General features: G+C 46.5%; 14 protein-coding genes and 2 rRNA genes. 3 read left to right on the top strand and 13 right to left on the bottom strand.

What is annotated here, in order from left to right:
• From BUC22_RS18655 to amrA, 5 genes are all read right to left on the bottom strand, one after another.
• Nucleotides 1-330 (bottom strand): 16S ribosomal RNA (locus BUC22_RS18655); the annotation flags it as partial.
• A gap of 422 nt (nt 331-752) precedes the next feature.
• Nucleotides 753-869: ribosomal RNA gene (gene rrf, locus BUC22_RS18650) — 5S ribosomal RNA — on the bottom strand.
• A gap of 61 nt (nt 870-930) precedes the next feature.
• Nucleotides 931-1623, bottom strand: a complete 693-nt coding sequence (locus tag BUC22_RS18645; RefSeq protein ID WP_013382630.1) for a response regulator transcription factor — start codon at nt 1621-1623, stop codon at nt 931-933.
• 1 nt (nt 1624) lies between these two features.
• Complete coding sequence (locus BUC22_RS18640) at nt 1625-3136, bottom strand: HAMP domain-containing sensor histidine kinase (protein WP_013382631.1); 1512 nt, start codon at nt 3134-3136, stop codon at nt 1625-1627.
• Nucleotides 3137-3154: 18 nt separating this feature from the next.
• Nucleotides 3155-4621 carry an AmmeMemoRadiSam system protein A gene (gene amrA / locus BUC22_RS18635; protein WP_073383359.1) on the bottom strand — a complete coding sequence of 489 codons (1467 nt, stop codon included), beginning with the start codon at nt 4619-4621 and terminating at the stop codon, nt 3155-3157.
• A 165-nt stretch (nt 4622-4786) separates the two neighbouring features.
• Between amrA and BUC22_RS18630 the strand changes: the two genes are divergently transcribed.
• Complete coding sequence (locus tag BUC22_RS18630) at nt 4787-5788, top strand: zinc dependent phospholipase C family protein (protein WP_013382633.1); 1002 nt, start codon at nt 4787-4789, stop codon at nt 5786-5788.
• Between the two features lie 233 nt (nt 5789-6021).
• Here BUC22_RS18630 and eno read toward each other — a convergent pair whose 3' ends face one another.
• The 5 genes from eno to BUC22_RS18605 all read right to left on the bottom strand — a co-directional run bounded on the left by eno (nt 6022) and on the right by BUC22_RS18605 (nt 12273).
• Complete coding sequence (gene eno, locus BUC22_RS18625) at nt 6022-7317, bottom strand: phosphopyruvate hydratase (protein WP_013382634.1); 1296 nt, start codon at nt 7315-7317, stop codon at nt 6022-6024.
• Between the two features lie 153 nt (nt 7318-7470).
• A complete protein-coding gene (locus tag BUC22_RS18620) occupies nt 7471-7665 on the bottom strand; it encodes a DUF6440 family protein (RefSeq protein ID WP_013382635.1) in 195 nt (64 codons plus the stop codon).
• A 126-nt stretch (nt 7666-7791) separates the two neighbouring features.
• Entirely contained in the window at nt 7792-9027 is a 1236-nt protein-coding gene (locus tag BUC22_RS18615) for a phenylacetate--CoA ligase family protein (protein ID WP_013382636.1), read from the bottom strand.
• 328 nt (nt 9028-9355) lie between these two features.
• Nucleotides 9356-11509 (bottom strand): ATP-dependent helicase, encoded by a 2154-nt coding sequence (locus BUC22_RS18610; RefSeq protein WP_227202057.1) that lies wholly within the window; start codon nt 11507-11509, stop codon nt 9356-9358.
• Nucleotides 11510-11532: 23 nt separating this feature from the next.
• Nucleotides 11533-12273, bottom strand: a complete 741-nt coding sequence (locus tag BUC22_RS18605) for an alpha/beta hydrolase (RefSeq protein ID WP_013382638.1) — start codon at nt 12271-12273, stop codon at nt 11533-11535.
• Between the two features lie 158 nt (nt 12274-12431).
• On the opposite strand from BUC22_RS18605, the gene BUC22_RS18600 reads away from it, so the two are divergent.
• Nucleotides 12432-13133: an ABC transporter ATP-binding protein gene (locus tag BUC22_RS18600; RefSeq protein WP_013382639.1), complete on the top strand. Its 702-nt coding sequence runs from the start codon at nt 12432-12434 to the stop codon at nt 13131-13133.
• A gap of 1 nt (nt 13134) precedes the next feature.
• Nucleotides 13135-14709, top strand: a complete 1575-nt coding sequence (locus tag BUC22_RS18595; protein WP_013382640.1) for a putative ABC exporter domain-containing protein — start codon at nt 13135-13137, stop codon at nt 14707-14709.
• A gap of 218 nt (nt 14710-14927) precedes the next feature.
• Here BUC22_RS18595 and BUC22_RS18590 read toward each other — a convergent pair whose 3' ends face one another.
• The 3 genes from BUC22_RS18590 to BUC22_RS18580 all read right to left on the bottom strand — a co-directional run bounded on the left by BUC22_RS18590 (nt 14928) and on the right by BUC22_RS18580 (nt 17804).
• Nucleotides 14928-15443 (bottom strand): hypothetical protein, encoded by a 516-nt coding sequence (locus BUC22_RS18590; RefSeq protein ID WP_013382641.1) that lies wholly within the window; start codon nt 15441-15443, stop codon nt 14928-14930.
• Nucleotides 15443-16414, bottom strand: coding sequence for a hypothetical protein (locus BUC22_RS18585; RefSeq protein ID WP_013382642.1), 972 nt, complete (start codon nt 16412-16414; stop codon nt 15443-15445). The genes BUC22_RS18590 and BUC22_RS18585 overlap by 1 nt, the downstream gene beginning before the upstream one ends.
• 232 nt (nt 16415-16646) lie before the next feature.
• Nucleotides 16647-17804 (bottom strand): 1-propanol dehydrogenase PduQ, encoded by a 1158-nt coding sequence (locus BUC22_RS18580; RefSeq protein WP_013382643.1) that lies wholly within the window; start codon nt 17802-17804, stop codon nt 16647-16649.
• Nucleotides 17805-18104: the final 300 nt, after the last annotated feature.

Below are 18104 nucleotides of genomic sequence, written 5' to 3'. Positions count from 1 at the left end.
AGTGTGACCGTTCGCCCTCTCAGACCGGTTACCCATCGTCGCCTTGGTGGGCTGTTATCTCACCAACTAGCTAATGGGACGCGGGTCCATCCTATGGCACCGGAGTTTTCATGATCTCGCCATGCGACAAAACCATAATATAAGGCTTTACTCCCAGTTTCCCGAGGCTATTCCTTTCCATAGGGCAGGTTACCCACGCGTTACTCACCCGTTCGCCACTTTCCAGTTCTAATTTCACCCGAAGGATCATTCAAAACTTTCTCGTTCGACTTGCATGTGTTAAGCATACCGCCAGCGTTCGTCCTGAGCCAGGATCAAACTCTCAATAAATAGTTTATCGTTTAGCCTTTCGGCTTCTTGATCTGGTTCATTTGATGATTTTTTGAAGTGTTCATCCCACTTGCGTTTTTATCCTTTGCTGATTTTATTCAGCTGGAATTTCAGGTTTTATGGTACTATTCTCTTTTCTATGACCTTTCCCCGAAGTAAGTTATACTTTGGAGAATTATATGTTTTCCCGCAAGTGCTTTTCTCGCGAGAGAGCTTTTATAGTATACCATCAAACAACTTCGCCTGTCAAGCTTTTTTTGAAATTTATTTTTTAAATTTCATTTTGCTGAAACTTTAAAAGCGTTGTGGCTGCTGTTCTCTCAAGACAGCTTAATTACTATAGCGCTCACCATTCTTAATGTCAAGCTTTTTTTAAACTTTTTATACCTTTTAATTTCAGCAAAAATCAAAGGCATAAAAAAGCCCCGCGATGTCCTATCCTCCCAGGCAGTTGCCCACCAAGTACTTTCAGCGCTAAAGGGCTTTACTTCTGTGTTCGGTATGTAAACAGGTGTTTCCCCTTTGCCATCATCACGAGACTTTTATTATTATAGTTTTATAACACGGTTTTGTCAAGCACTTTTTCAATATTTTTGCAATTTATATTTTGAACCGATATCCTGCCCCCCAAACGGTCTCAATATAGCGTGGTTCACGATTGTCTGTTTCGATTTTTTCGCGAAGGCGGTTTACATGGACAGTAACTGTTGTGGTATCTCCCACTGCATCCAGGCCCCATACTCTTTCAAACAAGGTTTCTTTATTAAATACAATATTAGGATTTTCTGCCATAAACAAAAGAAGGTCAAATTCTTTGTTGGCCAGGGCCGTTTCTGCTCCTCTGAGATAAACTCTCCTGGCGTCCTTATCAATCCGAAGCCCGTTTATCTCTATTATATGGTGCTGTTTTCTTTTTTCCTGGCTGGTCAGCCGTTCAAACCTGCCAATATGCGCCTTGACACGCGCAACCAGTTCTGCCGGACTAAAAGGCTTTACCATATAATCATCTGCGCCTAAACCAAGCCCTCGTATTTTATCGACATCATCTCTTTTGGCCGATACCATTATAATCGGAGTTTCCTTTTTTTCACGGATTCTCCTGCAAATCGCAAAGCCGTCTACACCTGGCAGCATTAAATCCAACACAATCAAATCAAAATCATCTCTCACCGCAAATAAGAGTCCAGTATCGCCGTCAGCCGCTAGCGCTACCTGGAAATCATTGATTTCCAGGTAGTCTCTTTCTAACTCTGCAATTTTGCGGTCATCCTCTATAATCAGAATTTTTTTCATCTTAGTCCTCCGCTATCGGCAGCAGCATAATTACTGCCAGCCCTCCAATTTCTGCGGCTTCTGCGTAGATGCTGCCGCCAAAACCTTCAATAATCTCACGGGAAACTGAAAGTCCTAGCCCACTGCCCCTTTTCAAGCTGCTTCTGGCAGGATCGGTCCGATAAAAGCTGTCAAAAATTTTTTCAAGCGCTTCTTGTTCAACTCCCGAGCCGTTATCTTCAAAGTGCAGCGCTACATTTTTCTTTTCTTCTGACAAGATTATTTTCATTTCTATATTTTGTTTTCCAGCGTATTTAAGGCTGTTTTCAAGCAAATTCCAGAGCACCCGCGCAAACTGTGTCCGGTCAATGGTCACAAACCTTTCCTCTTTCAGCTGATCATCCAACCGGATTTTCACTGTACTGCCCTGCACCTTCAAGCGCGCTTCCTCGCAAAAATCCGCAAGATATGTTTTTACCGAAATACTTTCCATCTGAAAATCCATTTTTCCCATATCCAGCTTGGAAAACAGAAACAGGTTATCTACCAGCCCTTCCATATCACAGGCGGTATCGTAGATGGTGCGCAGATAATGCTTTTGTTTTTCCGGAGTGTTGGCTACACCGTCAAGAATACCGCCAGCATAACCTTTAATGGAGGTAAGCGGCGTTGACAGGTCATGGGATATTCCGGCGATCAGTTCTTTCCTGGAGCTTTCATAACGCTGCTGCAGCTCAACAGACTCTTTGAGCCGAACCCGCATTTCTTCAAAATCGCCGCACACCTCGCCAAGCTCGTCTTTACTGTAGACTTCTACAGGGTGGTCCAGCACCCCGTCCCGAATCTCCCGGGCACCTTTTTGGATACTTTTGATAGGATGAATCATCGTTTTGTAAAGCTTCCCGGCCAATACCAGTCCAGTTACCACTACAATGACCACCGCGATACCAGCAACCACTGCCGCACTGATCTTAATGGCAAGTTTGATATTATCCCAGTTATCCCAGATCGCATAGGAGCTCTCTCCAAAATCCATCTCGCTGCTGACAACAAGCAGGCGTATTCTCTCGCCGGCCTGATTGGTAACAGGCATAAGGTATACGAGCCCTCTGTCATTCCTCAGAAACAACGGCTGATCTTCAATATTTGCAGTCCCTGTGATTTCCCTGGCCTCTGTCTCAATTTCATCGATGGTAACACCATCGGTGAGATAAGGCAGATCTCCCCCGGTTACAGCGATTGACGCCCCGAGCTTTTCCAGCGCAGCCGCCAGAGCGGTCAGATCATTCTTGTCTTCTTTATCTTTTCCGGAAATTTTCTCGCACATGGAATCAAAAGCCAGCTGCAGCTGATAGGTCGAAACGGTTCCGTCTACTTTGAACAGCATATTGGCCTGGTTTTCCGGAAGCATAATCATTAGAATGCCAAACGCTGTACCGCCGACAATGGCCAGAATTAAGACAACCGGAATGACGATCATCATCATATTTGAAAGAATCAGCTTTTTTCGTATGGACCAGTCTTTCAGTCCCATGCTCTGCCTCCTTTATTTTTAGAATGCAATGTCGGTTTGGTGGCGTTCCACTTCAAACCGCTCAATTACCACCCGTTCGAAATCATCTTCCGTATCAATAATACCTGCTTTTTCTTTGGCGATCTCCAGCTGCTGCTCAGCAGTATTGATGCCTGGCAGATCCGGCAGCAGCAGAGCGCGGTTTACACCCTTTTCCACAATAATACCGTATTGATACGGGTCCAGCTCGCTTAAATTTTCAATATATTCCGGTCTCCCTAAAATATCCACTGAAATCTCCAGTTGATAAAGCTCCTGGGGCTCAACTGGCAGGAAACGCGGGTCATAGGCACAGGCTTCGATGGCATTGCGCACAATTTCTTCCGCGATATTTTCCGTTACCGCCTGGGATGTTCCCATGCATCCCCGCAGCTCACCGGCTTTATAGATCGAAACAAAGACACCGGCCTGCTGGCTTTCCAGGGCTGATTTTACTCTTTGATCCCTGATCTCATCCAGATACTGTCTCCAGTTAAACTTGCGTCCTTCCTCTACCCATGTATCAATAGTCAGGCGTGCCAGCGCCAGATAATCGTCCTCCGCCTTCAGTCTTTCCTCATGCTGCCTGACCATGTCCCGTTCATACCGGGTAATGAGGCTTTCGTTAATCGGGTCTTTTTCCTCGAGCGCAAAATCAATAAAGGCACTCAGATAACCGACACCGAAGGGCCCTTCATAAGAAAAGAGACTGGAATGGGTTTTTATGCTGTCGGTTGCACCAAGCGCCATAACGATTGACCGGAGTCCGCATTGGCCGGCAGGCTCATAAATTTTAGGCGGCAGAGTTAAAATGGAATAATAGTCTTTACGCTCTATACCCTGGACGATCTTTTCATCAAATACCGGCCCCATGACATTAAACTGGTAAGGTCCTTCATTTTTAAGGCAATGGGACAAGTCGGCGCTGGCCAAGATCAGGGCATCCTTCCCATAAGCTTCAATGGCTTCACGCAGAACACGCCCTGTTCTAAAAAGCTCAATGAGACTGAGCTCTCCAATGGTAATGTGGACCAGCTTATAGTCCTGATAATACTTTTCGATATAATAAAGCGGAACCATGCAGCCGTGGTCCAGTTTCCGCTCAATGTCGAATTCCTCGGCTGTTTTCTGGTTCAAAAAGATACTTTGACAGTCTGACTGAGCAAAGCGGCGGTTCATTTCCTCCAGCAGCCCCATATCACAGCGCTTTTCCAGGCGGATTTCCGGCGCGCCGTACTCTGACATATCCCCTTCGAGCCTGGTTTCATAAATGACACTGACGCCGTCCTGAAAAACATTTCCATGAGGGGTAATACAAACGATCACTTTTGGTTTGGTTTCTGCTACCTTTAACGCCAGATCGCGCATGCCGCGGACAGTCTTTTCCGCCATCAGTTCTCTGCCGCCTCCAACCTCAGGTATAATCACCGGAGGATGCGATGCGATTCCGATTCCTTTTAGATACATATGATGGTTCTCCTTCTATATTATTCTGTGAATTTGCTCTATTTATAAAAACATTATAACCAACCCGCCACTTCCCTACAACTCTTTATTTTTATCAAGGAATTTTAATGCCGTTTATGGTAAAATAACTTTATTAAAATGACCAATAAGGAGGTTAAACCTTTTATGTCAGACATGTTGAACCATTACTGCTGCGGACGTGAGGCACTCGATGCGCTTCCAGAGCACAGTACCATGAACGCCATTATCCTTAACCATTACGACGCATATCGTCTGGGTACTCAGGGCCCGGATTTCTTTTATTACCACCACCCCATGCCATGGAAGGGCGCAAGGCCTTTGCACCGCTATGGTAATCTCATCCACAAGAAAAGAGTCGATGCCTTTTTCTACTATGGTTTTAAGTACGCCTTTACCAACGAGCGGGACCGGGACATTATCCTGAGCTATCTCGCTGGCTTCAGCTGCCACCATTCTCTGGACGTGGCCACCCATCCTTATATCTTTTATAAAACCGGTCACTGTGAGAGTACTATTCCCGGAAGCCGAATCTACTCTTATTACCACAAATACTTTGAGGTTCTCCTGGATGTTGCCCATTATCAATATGAATACCAGAAGCTTGGCTGCTTCTTTCCCCTCGAAAAGCTTTTTACACCCAGTCCAAGAACGCTTAACGCACTGGAACAGTTTTTTACCTTTATTATGAAGTATATCTACGGTGAAAACACGCCGAGGAACTGCATAAAAGACACAGTGGAAGACACCGCCCAACTTGCCAGACTTTTTTCTGACCCCAACAACCGGAAAAAGCATTTCCTTCAGCCCATCGAAAGACTGATCCAGGAAGACCGGCTGGTGACCCGCGTCTTCTATCCGCTGTACACAAATGAATACCTGGTGCTTAACGTGGCAGAAGAGCCCTGGCAGCATCCGTGCACTGGGGAAATCTTCACCGACAGTTATCCACAACTTTTCAAGCAAGCCGTCAGCGACACCGTGCGTAAAATCAACATGATGGATAACTTTCTTGACAACGATAAGGTCACCGTATCCGAGGTTCACGAAATGTATGAAAACAAGTGCTATGACCGGGCTATCTCTTGCGGATCGGATTTAGAAATGACACATTTTGATATTATTTTTGAAAAGCACCCACAGCTTTAACCTGAGTTATGCACAATCTGTGCATAATCAAAAAAGAAACAGTGCACATCTTATCCACAAACACCGCAGAAATTGTGGATAAGTCTGTGGGTAAATTACCGTAAGACCACAAAAGGCCGGGAATTACACTGCTGTAATTCCCGGCCTTGTTCTGTCGCTATTCGATTGTTCTTGTAAAAAAGAGGGGGATTCTCTTACAATGCTAATGATACGCCCCCGCCCTTAATTCTAACTTAAACATTTTTCAAATTATAGAAGGAATTGATCCCGCCGTAAATGGCTGTCTGTCCCAAATATTCTTCAATCCGAAGCAGCTGGTTGTATTTTGCCACACGGTCTGTACGGGACGGCGCACCGGTTTTAATCTGGCCTGCATTCATAGCGACTACCAGATCGGCAATGGTAACATCTTCGGTTTCACCGGAACGGTGTGAAACGATGGCGGTATAGCCAGCACGTTTTGCCATCTCAATGGCGTCCAGAGTTTCGGTCAAGGTCCCAATCTGGTTAACCTTGATGAGAATCGAGTTGGCAACGCCAAGGTCAATCCCTTTCTTCAGGCGTTCTGTGTTTGTGACAAAGAGGTCATCGCCAACCAGCTGGATTTTTTTGCCAAGGCGCTCTGTCATGATCTTCCAGCCTTCCCAGTCTTCTTCGTCCAAACCGTCTTCGATGGAGATGATGGGATATTTAGTGATCAGGCGTTCATAGAAGTCAATCATTTCATCTGTTGTCAGCTCCTTACCTTCACCCTTTAATATATATTTTCCACTTTCCTTATTGTACATTTCAGAGGCCGCAACGTCCATCGCAAGACGCACATCATCGCCAGGACGGTAGCCGGCTGCCTGGATGCCTTCAATGATAGCTTCAAGGGCTTCCTCGTTGGATTCAAGATTTGGTGCAAATCCGCCTTCATCGCCGACACTGGTTACCAGCCCTTTTTTCTGGAGTACCTTCTTAAGATTATGGAAGATTTCCGAGCCCATGCGCAGCGCTTCAGAAAAATTCTTTGCACCTACGGGCATAATCATAAATTCCTGAATATCCACATTGTTGTCGGCGTGTTCACCGCCGTTTAAAATATTCATCATTGGGGTTGGCAGCGTCTTACCATTGACGCCGCCTAAATATCTGAACAATGGCAGTCCAAGAGATTCTGCCGCGGCGTATGCGTTGGCCATGGAGATTCCTAAAATGGCATTTGCGCCCATTTTTCCTTTATTGGGGGTACCATCAATGGCGATCATGGCTTCATCCAGCGCAACCTGGTCTAAAGCATCCATGCCAACCAGGTGTTCTGCCATGTAATTAACATTTTCAACTGCCTTTAAGACACCCTTTCCCATGTAACGGCTGTCATCACCGTCACGCAGTTCGACTGCTTCAAAGGCACCAGTCGATGCGCCGGAAGGCACCATGCTTCTGCCCATGGACCCATCTTCCAGGTAAACATCGACTTCAATGGTTGGATTTCCTCTTGAATCCAGCACCTCACGTGCCATGATATCTTCAATATATGTACTCATTCTTTTTCCTCCTGTATTGGTTTCCTATTTCGCTATCTTTAATTATACCCACTTTTTCTTTGATTATCATTAATTTTGTTATTTTTAACTAACTTTTTACATAAAAAAATCCTCCTGCCCATCCAGGAGGATTGTCTATTTAAAATAGTCCTGTTATCTCTCAGGAGCCACAGCCGGTTCGCCCTCTTCATCCAGCAGAACGGTTAGCCCGGCGCCGCCTTCACCATAACAGTAAAGATAAGTAATACCAGTCTCTGTATCTTCTATGATCTTCGTTCCCGCGCCATCGTCGGATACTTCATGTAAAATAACCTTAAAACGGTTTGACTTATTCTTTTTATTTTTCATCTTGAGTTTTTTGCACACTCCTTACATTTTTTAATATTATATCAGAGTCTCTCTGCTTTTTCGAGATTTTTCTGAAATTTTACTGGTTATTAACCGGTGTTTAAGCGAAACTTAAACCTGAAAACCCTATTCAAACCGATTATCAATGATTCTGACGGATTTCTTTTCCGAGCGCGGCAGTGAACCGATGAATCCTGCTTCAGGGATCACTGTAATACCGATTTTGGATTTGAACTGATAATTAACTTCCTTCTGGATCTCCTCCTTGTCAACACCCTGCTCCACCTCAAACCGCAGATGCACGACATCCTTGCCGTTCTCATTTGCCACGATGGCCTGATATTCTGAGCTGACACCGTCGATTTCCTTTAGCAGCTCGTCGATCTGCCCTGGATAAATGTTGACGGCCTTTACTTTGACCATGTCATCGGTTCTTCCCACAATGCGGTCATGCCTCGGGTGTTCTGAGCCGCACGGGCATGGCCCCGGAATAAAACGAGTGATATCATGGGTGCGGTAACGCAGCAACGGCCCGCCTTCTTTGTGCAGGGTTGTGAGCACCATTTCCCCATAAGCGCCTTCCTCCACCGGCTCCAGTGTGTCGGGATCGATGATTTCCATAAAGAGGTAATCATCCCAATAATGCATGCCGCAGTGATGATGACAGTCGATGGAAATACCCGGGCCATAGATTTCGGTCAGACCATAAATATCAAAGATTTCAATCCCCAGCTCATCTACGATACGCTTACGCATTTTATCACCCCAGCGTTCTGAACCGATAATTCCACGCTTCAGGTTAATTTTATCCTGCAGACCCTGTTTAGCCACCTCTTCTGCCAGCACCAGAGCATATGAGGAGGTGCTGGCCAGTACAGTGCTCTGCATATCCACCAGCATTTTCAACTGCTTTTGGGTATTCCCAGGCCCCATGGGAATGGCCATTGCTCCAAGCCGTTCTGCCCCTGCCTGAAAACCAATACCCGCCGTCCAGAGGCCATAGCCCGGCGTGATCTGGATACGGTCTTTATTGTCCATGCCCGCATAACGGTAGCAGCGCTCAAACATAATGGCCCAGTCCTCCACATCCTTTCTGGTATAAGGAATAATGACCGGCTGCCCGGTGGTGCCAGAGGATGAATGAATACGCACCACTTCTTCGTCCGGCACAGCCTGAATTCCCAGAGGATATGCCTTTCTGAGCTCATCTTTGTCACTGAAGGGCAGCTTTCTGAAATCCTCCATGGTTTTGATATCTCCGGCCTCTACGCCGCATTCTTTAAACTTTTTCTGGTAAAAGGGGCTGGAGGCTTCCAGCCGGCTGATTAAGCTCTTTAGCTCTTTTAACGGTTCTCTGATCATCTCTATCTCCTTGCTCGTTCTACAAATAAAAAAGACCCATCCTTATCTTATAAAGGATGAGTCTGTTATAACCCACGGTACCACCTTTTTTCGCATAACTGCGCACTTTGTCTAAGATGCCAGCACACCTTCTCCGGTTAACGCCCTCGAAACGTTGTGAAATACTCGATCACTCTTTCATCACACCCTCAGATGCCCATTATGCCATGCTCGTTTATTACCGGTTTCCAGCTCCCCGGCTCTCTGTTAACACGTCACACGCTTTACTCCATCTTCAACGGTTTTACATTTGTTTACAGTATACCGTTCGTCCTGTTTCTTGTCAAGTTTAATCCTGCAATCGGATAATTTTATTGGTGACACAGACCTTTATGTTCAGTTTTTTACGGCCGCACCCTTCAAAATCAATGGTCGCCATATCCTTTTTCATCTCCAGAATGATGCCCTCACCGAAGCCCTGGTGCGTCACCGCTGCACCGGGGACATACGCTGAGCAGTCCACTTCCTTCAGCTCTGCCTTTCTGACAATGGATACGTCAAAAATGCCGAAGCCTTTCCCCTGGGCTTTGGATGTCTCTCCGATCACACCGCCTGTGATTTTTTTGCGCGCGGCCTCTGGCGCTTTTTCTCCCAGAAAAACGCGGACAAACTGCGATACCGGGCGTCTGTTATGCCGGCTGTTCTTTTTTCCCACCGAAATAAACTCCAGCTCACGCCTGGCGCGGGTCACGCCGACATAAAAAAGACGAACCTCCTCACAGAAAAGCCGCCGGCCCTCCTCACTGTCATCAAGGGCTGCCATCGATGGAAATTCGCCTTCCACCGCGTCAATGATAAAGACTTTTTCAAATTCCAGTCCCTTGCTGGAGTGGATCGTCGAAAAGGTCACATCTGCTTTTTGATGCAAAGCTGAGCCCCGCAGAGCCTCCTGCAGTACGTCCAGACGTTTCAAAAAGGCGTTCATGGTACTCTCCCTGCCCGCCAGTGTTTTTAGAATATCCAGCTTCTGGTTCAGCTGCTCTTCCCGGTAGCCGCAGGAAACCCGGTAATCCAGGTGTTCCCGGTAGCCCATATTCCAGACGATAAAGTCCAGCCCCTCCTGAGCGCTCATGGAGGCCAGACGCTTAAATGCCGCACGGATATTTTCCACCTTTTCCACAAGCCATTCAGGGATTTCATCAAGGGACAGCAAGGCCTCAAAAACATCCTGTCCGGATTCGCTGAGCTTTCCAGCCTCCAATACGTTTTTTCTTGAAATATTACAGTTCATTTTATAATATATTTTTTCAAAAGTTTCAAAATCTGATGGATCTGCCGCGAGAGCCGCGAAGCTTCTGATGTCCTGCACGATAAAATGCGTAAAAAAGAGAGGATTATGCTCCTTAACTGCATAAGGCACTCCCTCCCGCTCAAAAAGATCTACCAGCGGGATGACCGACTCGTTATTGCGGTAGAGCACAGCCGTTTCTTTGCCCTCGTTTTTGACCGATTTAAGGATAAACCAGTACTGGTCCTCCACAGATTTTACATATTCATGGACTGCCGGTACCCCCTTTTCATTATCTGTCCGCATGTTTTTAACATAGCGTTCCTTGTTAAGCCGGATAAAACGGTTGGCCGCGTTCACGATTTCCTGGGTGCTGCGGTGGTTGGTTTCCATGAGCAGCACCTCACCGTGAGGGTAAGTCTCCTTAAAGCTCAGCAGCCCGTCAGGATAAGCCCCGCGAAAACCATAGATACTCTGGTCCTCGTCGCCCACCATAAAGACATTGCCATCCTCTCCTGAAAGAAGCCGGATAATTTCATACTGAATCTTCGAGGTATCCTGGGCTTCATCAATATTGATGTACTTGTACTGGCTGGTAAAAACCTTTAGCAGCTCAGGGTTCTTTTTTAAAAGAAGCCAGGCGTATTTGAGCATATCATCAAAATCCATCAGGTGATGCCTGCGTTTATATGCTTCATAGGCCTTAAACAACTTTGGAAAATCCACATCACCCACTTTCATCTCCCCGATTTCTTCCTCAGAGAGCAGCATATTTTTGCAGTAGGTAATGGCCGACACAATGTCCACAATATCATTCTCCGCCGGATAGCTCTTAAAAAGCTCCTGAAAAAGCTCCCTGATAATGCTTCCGGTATTCTCGACAATCTGAAAAGCCCGGCGATGATATAAACGTTCATAATGACGGATAACCGACAGGGTAAAGCTGTGTATGGTACTGAACCGCAGGCCTTCTGCGCCCTTTTCGCCAAAAATTTTCAGATAACGCCGGCTCAGGTCACGGGCGCCGGCTTTACTGAAGGTCAGTGTTAAAATGGATTCCGGAGGTATCTTTTTCATTCGGATCATATAAGCAATCCGGCAAATGACCACGGTGGTTTTCCCGCTGCCTGGCACAGCCAGAAGCAGCGTAGCCCCAGAGATCCTGCCAACAGCCTCACGCTGCTGGGCATTTAGCTGCAATCGGTACTTTTTCATAAAAATGTCCAGATTTTCCATCGCTATCTGATCTTCTCAAGCAGTCCGAGAATCCCCGCTGCCGCCTGATGCATTTGTTCCGTATTTGAAATGTCCGCCGGGTTATCTCCCTTCTGCGCGCCATAATCACCAAAGCCCGCGTGATTTCCGCCCTCGATCTCTGTCATGACCGCTGCTCCCGGATAAACGGCTTCCGCTGCCTTCACCTTATCCAAATCCGCGGCACCGTCATCACTTCCCCAGAGCGAAACCACCTGGACCTCTGTATCCCTGATACCATCATCCCCCGGGTAGGCCGCCAGAAAAAAGATTCCCTTTACTTTGGTTTGCGCCTCTGCCAGCTCCGGCGCCATGGCACCGCCCAGAGAGTGTCCGCCAACGATCCAGCTTTCAATTTCCGGATGCAGTGCCATGATCTCACTTCCCCGTTCTGGCGAGAGCACTGCCAGATTCATGGGCATTCTGACAATATAAACGGGATAGCCCTGCTCCGCAATTTCCAGAGCCAGAGGCGCATAGGCCTCAGGGGCAACAAAAGCGCCGGGATAAAAAATGACGCCCATCTCTCCTATTCGCTTTTCTGGTTCAAAAGCAATGGTTCCGCCTCCCTTTACCACTACTCGGCTGTTCCCCTTCAAAGCCTGCTGTGCTGCGGCTTCTGGCTGGTAGGACATGTGATTGACCGCGATCCCTCCCGCCGGCAATAAAAACAGCAGCGCTGCCGCGATGCCGACAAGAGTCTGTTTTAACTTTTTATGTTTCATATGCTTTCCTTCTTACGACTTTAAAATTTCTTGACTTGACAACTTTTCTTGTCAATGATATACTTTTTGACAAGAATTCTTGTCAAATCAATTCTCTGGTTTCTCTATTATACCCGATATTCAAATCGCTGACAAACCGGAACCGAAAGGAAACAACCATGATCACAGTAAACAACGTTACAAAAAAGTACGGAAAAACCAAAGCCAACAACGACCTTAATTTTACCGTCGGAGATGGTGAGATCGCTATACTCCTGGGACCAAACGGCGCTGGTAAATCAACCATTATCAAATGTATCTGCGGGCTGCTCCGGTTTGAGGGTACCATTGAAATTAACGGTGCGCCCTGCCGGTCCCTTGACGCCAAGCGCCAGCTGGGCTATATTCCCGAACTTCCTGCTCTTTACGATATGCTGACGATCGAGGAGCATCTGGAGTTTATCGCCCGGGCCTATGGTCTCACTGACTGGAAAGCAAAAGCTGACTCTCTTATCGAACGCTTCGAGCTTGACGACAAGCGCAAAAAGCTCGGCAAGGAGCTGTCTAAGGGAATGCAGCAAAAGGTCAGCATCTGTTGTGCTCTGTTGTTTGAACCGAAGGTCATCATTTTTGATGAACCCATGGTGGGTCTTGACCCCCATGCCATCAAAGAACTGAAGCTGATTTTTTCTGAGCTCAGAGATCAGGGTGTTTCACTTCTCATCAGCACACACATGATCGATTCGGTAGAGGATTATTGGGATGTGGCCCATATTATGATGAACGGCGAAATCCGGGCAACCCGGCGGGCAGAGGAGCTCACTGAAGCCGACGAATCCCTGGAGGCGCTTTTCTTCAGCATTACCGAAGGGGAGGCTTAGGATGTCCAGTATTTTTTATCTTTGGAAAACGACCTTTAAAAACCGTCTTCTTGACCTGAAGAACCACCCCAGCCATCTGGTCGTGACCATTCTCGTGATCCTTTTTTTCGGCTTTGCCCTTGTGTCAACTGTCTTTACACCCGGAGAGGATACGCCTCTCGCGCAAATCCAGAATCTCCCATTACTGGGCGCGATCCTTATTGGTCTGTTTCTGTTCCTGCTTGTCACCCAGATACAGAAGGGGCTTTCCTCCGGGGGGAGCTTCTTTACCATGGCAGATGTCAACCTGCTCTTTCTGGCGCCGGTTTCTCCGAGAAAGATCCTGGCCTATGGCCTGGCTAAACAGGTTGGCATGTCCCTGCTGCTGGGTTTTTTTATCCTGTTCCAGGGAACTACTCTCCGGACAATCTTTGGCGTTGGCACACCCGGGCTCATCGCCCTTTTTGTTGGCTACTGCCTGTTTCTGGTGGTCGGTGAAATCCTGGCGCTTGCCATTTATTCCTATACCCGGGGGGAGGACACCCGCCGCCGTGTGGTAAGGGCAGTGCTCTATTGTTTCGGCTTCCTGATGGCCGCTTTGTTTTTGACCTCGCTTTTTAAAACCCAGAATTTCTACGAAGCGCTGCTCAACGCCGCAGATTCCAGCCTGATGGAATACATTCCGGTCCTTGGCTGGACAAAGGCCTTCACCATGGGGCTGATTGCCGGAAATTTCCTGAAGGCCCTCATCTTTCTGGTACTGCTCATCGCTCTGATCGGTCTGATCATCCTTTATATCTGCCGGAGCGAATCGGACTATTATGAAGATGTCCTTCAGTCGGCTGAAAAAATCTATACCACTAAAACCGCCGCCAAGGATGGGCGCATCAGTGACACCAAGGACGCATCCAAAATCAGCCGTAAAAAAACAGGCATTGGCCGTGGTCACGGGGCATCCGCATTCTTTTTCAAGCATCTGCTGGAAAACCGCCGCTCAGGTTATTTGTTTTTAAACCAGTTTACGCTTATCTGCACCGTAGTGGCCATTCTCGCCAGCCTGCTGGCAAAAGAGCATATCAGTCTGATGCTGATCTTCGGCATGCTGTGCTACCTTCAGGTACTGACAGGGGCTATGGGACGCTGGGTCAAAGAGCTGACCTTGCCTTACATTTATATGATTCCCCAGAATCCGTTCAAAAAACTGGTTTTTGCCAGTCTGGAATCTGTGGTGGACAGCTTTGTCAGTGGTTTGATTATCTTTATTCCCTGCGGCTTGATTCTGGGCGCCCCCGCCGCTGAGATCATCGCAGTCATCGCTGCCCGTGTGGGGCTGGCAGCACTTTTGTCAGCCGGCAACATACTAATCGAGCGTATTCTTGGCAATATGCAGAGCAAGGTGCTGGTCGTGACGCTCTATTACCTGATCCTTGTTGTCCTGCTGATTCCGGGCGCCATCGCCGGCGTGGCTGTCGGCCTCGTTGCCGGGAATCTGGCGGCTGGACTGTTTGTGGACTGCGCAGTCAATGTCGTGATCGCTCTGATCATCCTGGCTCTCTGCCGCAATCTGCTGCACACCATGGAAATGAATATTCAATAAAACAAAAAAAAGATGTGCTTAAAAGCACATCTTTTTTTGCATTAATGAGAACATTGCCACTGGCACCGTGGCGCTCGGTATCCAGTGGTACTACCTGATTTTGTAGTTCTTCGGAGAGCTCATTGATACATTCGGCTTCTTTATTATAGCGCTGCAGCCCTGGTTTTTAAACCCACCCGCAAAACATTCACGTTGCTAAGTTGACACATGTGTGAATATCAAAGCTTTTCCCCGCTGATTTTACTGATCTGGTCGTAGACCCATTCCTTGTCTTTGCTGTCATAGGGAAGCTGTTCCCAGTATTTATCCACCATCGCATAGAAGGTATTAACCGCCGAGAATACCTCGGTTACAATACGGGTGGAGAGGTCATTATCAAAATGGAAGTAGGCAGCCGCGCCATCTTTTACCCAGATATTGAGGTTTTCGATTAACTCAGGTGATGCCGGCGGCCTCAGGGCTATCTGTACCTTGGGATCGCTTTTCACAAATTTCAAAAAAGAAACCAGCTCTTTAATAACATGCTTCCCGGCCACCTCCACCTTACGTTTCAGCAGCGCGGAAAAAACCGGTACTTCAATTACTGGCTGCTGACCCAGACTTTTAATATAATCGAGGCTTAAAATAATCCGCGTATATTTTTCCTTGGATAAAAACTGACTGAGCCCTACCCGGCAATTATCATAATAGTCGATAAGACGGTGTTCTTCCTCACTGCTCAGGCACAGGTCCATTAAAATTCCTTCAATAATATTTTTCCTGAAGATAGGAATGACATGGAAGTGGCGATAACATACTGGTCTGTATCATTACGGTTAAAAGCTTCCATGTTTTCCCGGGTGAAATCATTACAGACCACGCGGCTCCCCAAATTTTTAGTCAGCGGCTGAAAACGCTCAAGATGTCTTTCCAGAAAATCATCAAACTGGCGCTGGCTCATGGGGTCGGTGTAAATGGCGGAATAGGTATCGCCGTTTGTGCCGTTTATTCCTACCAGCGTCTGTTTGCCCTTAATACTGAAAATATAGTCATAGAAAGGGCGCTCCATGTCGTAGGTGTAGTAAGCTTTGGCACTTGTGGAAAGCAGTATGGGCAGCCAGTATTCAAACATATTATAAATCTCTTCCTGTGAGCGGTTTAAATAGATCATGGTAATGAGCTTTGTTTTATTTTTTTCCGCCTCCAGAAAGCGCTTTTGTATTTTTCGTGTATCATTGTTATTTTGTTTGAAAACACGTGAGTCTGCGTCATAGCCCCAGAAGGTTTCCCCCTTCGGCAGGGACGCCAGTGTATCAAACATATCATCCAGTGCATCCATTTTACCCGTGATGCCTTTATAAATTTTATAGGTCGCGGTGTACAGACTGTTTCCGCTTTCCTTATCTGCGTATTTTGCTTCAAATTCCCTGTCGACCAGCCACCGGGATACGCAGCTTTCCAGATCCTGTTCTGTGTCCACGGCAATCCCCGGTTCCAGCGAGGAAAAGAACCGTTCCAGCGTATTCAAGCCCCGTTCTTTATTGACCTTTACAATGGCACGGATAATTTCTTCAAAATAAGGTGATTTAGGCCCCAGCTCAACACGTCCATTTCTCCATCGGCTGATAATCGTACGGTCAACATGGACAGTTCTTGCCAGCTGGGAACCCTGGATATAAAGCATATCCATCAAGTAAGCCAGCGGCGTGGCGGGTTTCTTTGCCATTTCCCTTCCTCCTTTTATAATTATTATAATCTACTTATTTATATACACTAAATGGTATTTTTAAAACAAAATGATGGCATATTCTCCATTTAAGTCATTTTTACTTTTAATTTTTTCAACAAATGCATCATCTTCTTTATTTTAATCTTTTAAATCTAAAAGTGCAAGCGTATTTTATGTACTAAAAAAGAGCACCCCTTAGGGGTGCTCTAAAAAGGTCTATTCTGATAGCTTATGCGCCGTAATAAATCTGATCCAGGAGTTCGCTGAACTGTTCTCTGGTCGGTGACAGCGGGTTGGTCTGAGTACAGACATCCTTCATGGCTTTTCCAATAATAATATCCTTGCTGGCCTTAAAATCTGCCTCGTCGATACCCTGTTCCTTGAGGGACGTCGGAATATTGATTTCCTTACAAAGGGTGACAATACTGTTGTACAGCATCTCCGCAGCGTCTCCACTGACATTTGGAATACCGATGGCGCTCAGTAGACGGTTATATAAATGCTGAGCTCTGCCACATTGTCCGTTAAAGCGGACAACGTATGGCAGACCAATGGCATTGGCCAAACCATGTGGCAGATGCCACTGCGCGCCGACTGCATGGGCAATACTGTGGGTAATGCCCAGACCTGCACTGTTAAAGGCAATTCCAGCCATACAGGACGCGATCTGCATGCTGGCCTTGGCTTCCAGATTGCCACCATTTACATAGCACTCATACAGACTCTTGAATACCAGTTCTGCCGCTTTGGCCGCATAACAGCGTGAAAACGGATTGTTGTTGGTGGAAACATAGGCTTCTACGGCATGGGTTAAAACGTCCATTCCTGTAGCCGCAGTCGATGCAGGCGGAACGCTTTCGATTAATTTGGGTTCAAGAATGGCGGCGTCCGGCATCATGAGAATATCGGTAAGCGGAATCTTGGTATTGTTTTTCTTGTCGGTAATAACCGCGTATTCCGTTACTTCAGAGCCAGTGCCCGCGGTTGTTGGCATGGCGATGAAATATGGTTTTTTAATATAGTCTTCCTCGAAGAACATTTTTTTGAAATTGTAGCAGTAATAGATGATGGCTTTTGCAGAGTCGATGGCAGATCCGCCGCCAAGAGCAATCAAAGCATCCGGCTTTTCCATCAGGATGTGTGTCAGCCCCTTTTCAACAATTTCCGTGGACGGATCCGGTTCAACGTCAGAAAAAACGTGGTATTTGATATTATGTTTATCCAGAACATCTGTCAGCATTTTCAGCAGGCCAAATTTGACCATCCCTTCGTCTGTCACAATGCAGACCTGTTTAAAGTCATGATTTCCAACCTGTTCTATGGCGCCAATGCCATAGTAAATTGCCGGTTTTACCTGAAAAAACCGTATATCGTTCAATTTGCTCATATTACCCTCCTTAGTATATTCGTTCAATAGTTTGCATAATTCGTCAATTTGTATTATATCAAGTTTTTTGATGAGCGGAAAGGCAATAGCAAAATTTTGTTGTAAATGAACCAGTATGTATCTGTCCGATAAAAGTTTGACAAAGCTTTTTCTTTAAGTATTTATCCTGAAAACCATTTTTGTTTTACTTGACATTAATTTTCCGTTCCGATACACTGGGGTTACCCTCATTTTCTATTTGGAAAAGCAGAAAATAAGGGTATGTATCATGCATAAATACTAATGATTAAGAAGGAGAAT

Origin of the sequence: Eubacterium callanderi (assembly GCF_900142645.1) — a bacterium.
Lineage (GTDB): Bacteria > Bacillota > Clostridia > Eubacteriales > Eubacteriaceae > Eubacterium > Eubacterium callanderi.
This window is presented reverse-complemented; position numbering and strand designations above follow the sequence as displayed.

What these genes read in the sequence shown, in the direction of transcription:
- BUC22_RS18645 (WP_013382630.1), bottom strand. Translation starts at nt 1,623, where the DNA reads ATGAAAAAAATTCTGATTATAGAGGATGACCGCAAAATTGCAGAGTTA.
- BUC22_RS18640 (WP_013382631.1), bottom strand. Translation starts at nt 3,136, where the DNA reads ATGGGACTGAAAGACTGGTCCATACGAAAAAAGCTGATTCTTTCAAAT.
- amrA (WP_073383359.1), bottom strand. Translation starts at nt 4,621, where the DNA reads ATGTATCTAAAAGGAATCGGAATCGCATCGCATCCTCCGGTGATTATA.
- BUC22_RS18630 (WP_013382633.1), top strand. Translation starts at nt 4,787, where the DNA reads ATGTCAGACATGTTGAACCATTACTGCTGCGGACGTGAGGCACTCGAT.
- eno (WP_013382634.1), bottom strand. Translation starts at nt 7,317, where the DNA reads ATGAGTACATATATTGAAGATATCATGGCACGTGAGGTGCTGGATTCA.
- BUC22_RS18620 (WP_013382635.1), bottom strand. Translation starts at nt 7,665, where the DNA reads ATGAAAAATAAAAAGAATAAGTCAAACCGTTTTAAGGTTATTTTACAT.
- BUC22_RS18615 (WP_013382636.1), bottom strand. Translation starts at nt 9,027, where the DNA reads ATGATCAGAGAACCGTTAAAAGAGCTAAAGAGCTTAATCAGCCGGCTG.
- BUC22_RS18610 (WP_227202057.1), bottom strand. Translation starts at nt 11,509, where the DNA reads ATGAAAAAGTACCGATTGCAGCTAAATGCCCAGCAGCGTGAGGCTGTT.
- BUC22_RS18605 (WP_013382638.1), bottom strand. Translation starts at nt 12,273, where the DNA reads ATGAAACATAAAAAGTTAAAACAGACTCTTGTCGGCATCGCGGCAGCG.
- BUC22_RS18600 (WP_013382639.1), top strand. Translation starts at nt 12,432, where the DNA reads ATGATCACAGTAAACAACGTTACAAAAAAGTACGGAAAAACCAAAGCC.
- BUC22_RS18595 (WP_013382640.1), top strand. Translation starts at nt 13,135, where the DNA reads ATGTCCAGTATTTTTTATCTTTGGAAAACGACCTTTAAAAACCGTCTT.
- BUC22_RS18590 (WP_013382641.1), bottom strand. Translation starts at nt 15,443, where the DNA reads ATGGACCTGTGCCTGAGCAGTGAGGAAGAACACCGTCTTATCGACTAT.
- BUC22_RS18585 (WP_013382642.1), bottom strand. Translation starts at nt 16,414, where the DNA reads ATGGCAAAGAAACCCGCCACGCCGCTGGCTTACTTGATGGATATGCTT.
- BUC22_RS18580 (WP_013382643.1), bottom strand. Translation starts at nt 17,804, where the DNA reads ATGAGCAAATTGAACGATATACGGTTTTTTCAGGTAAAACCGGCAATT.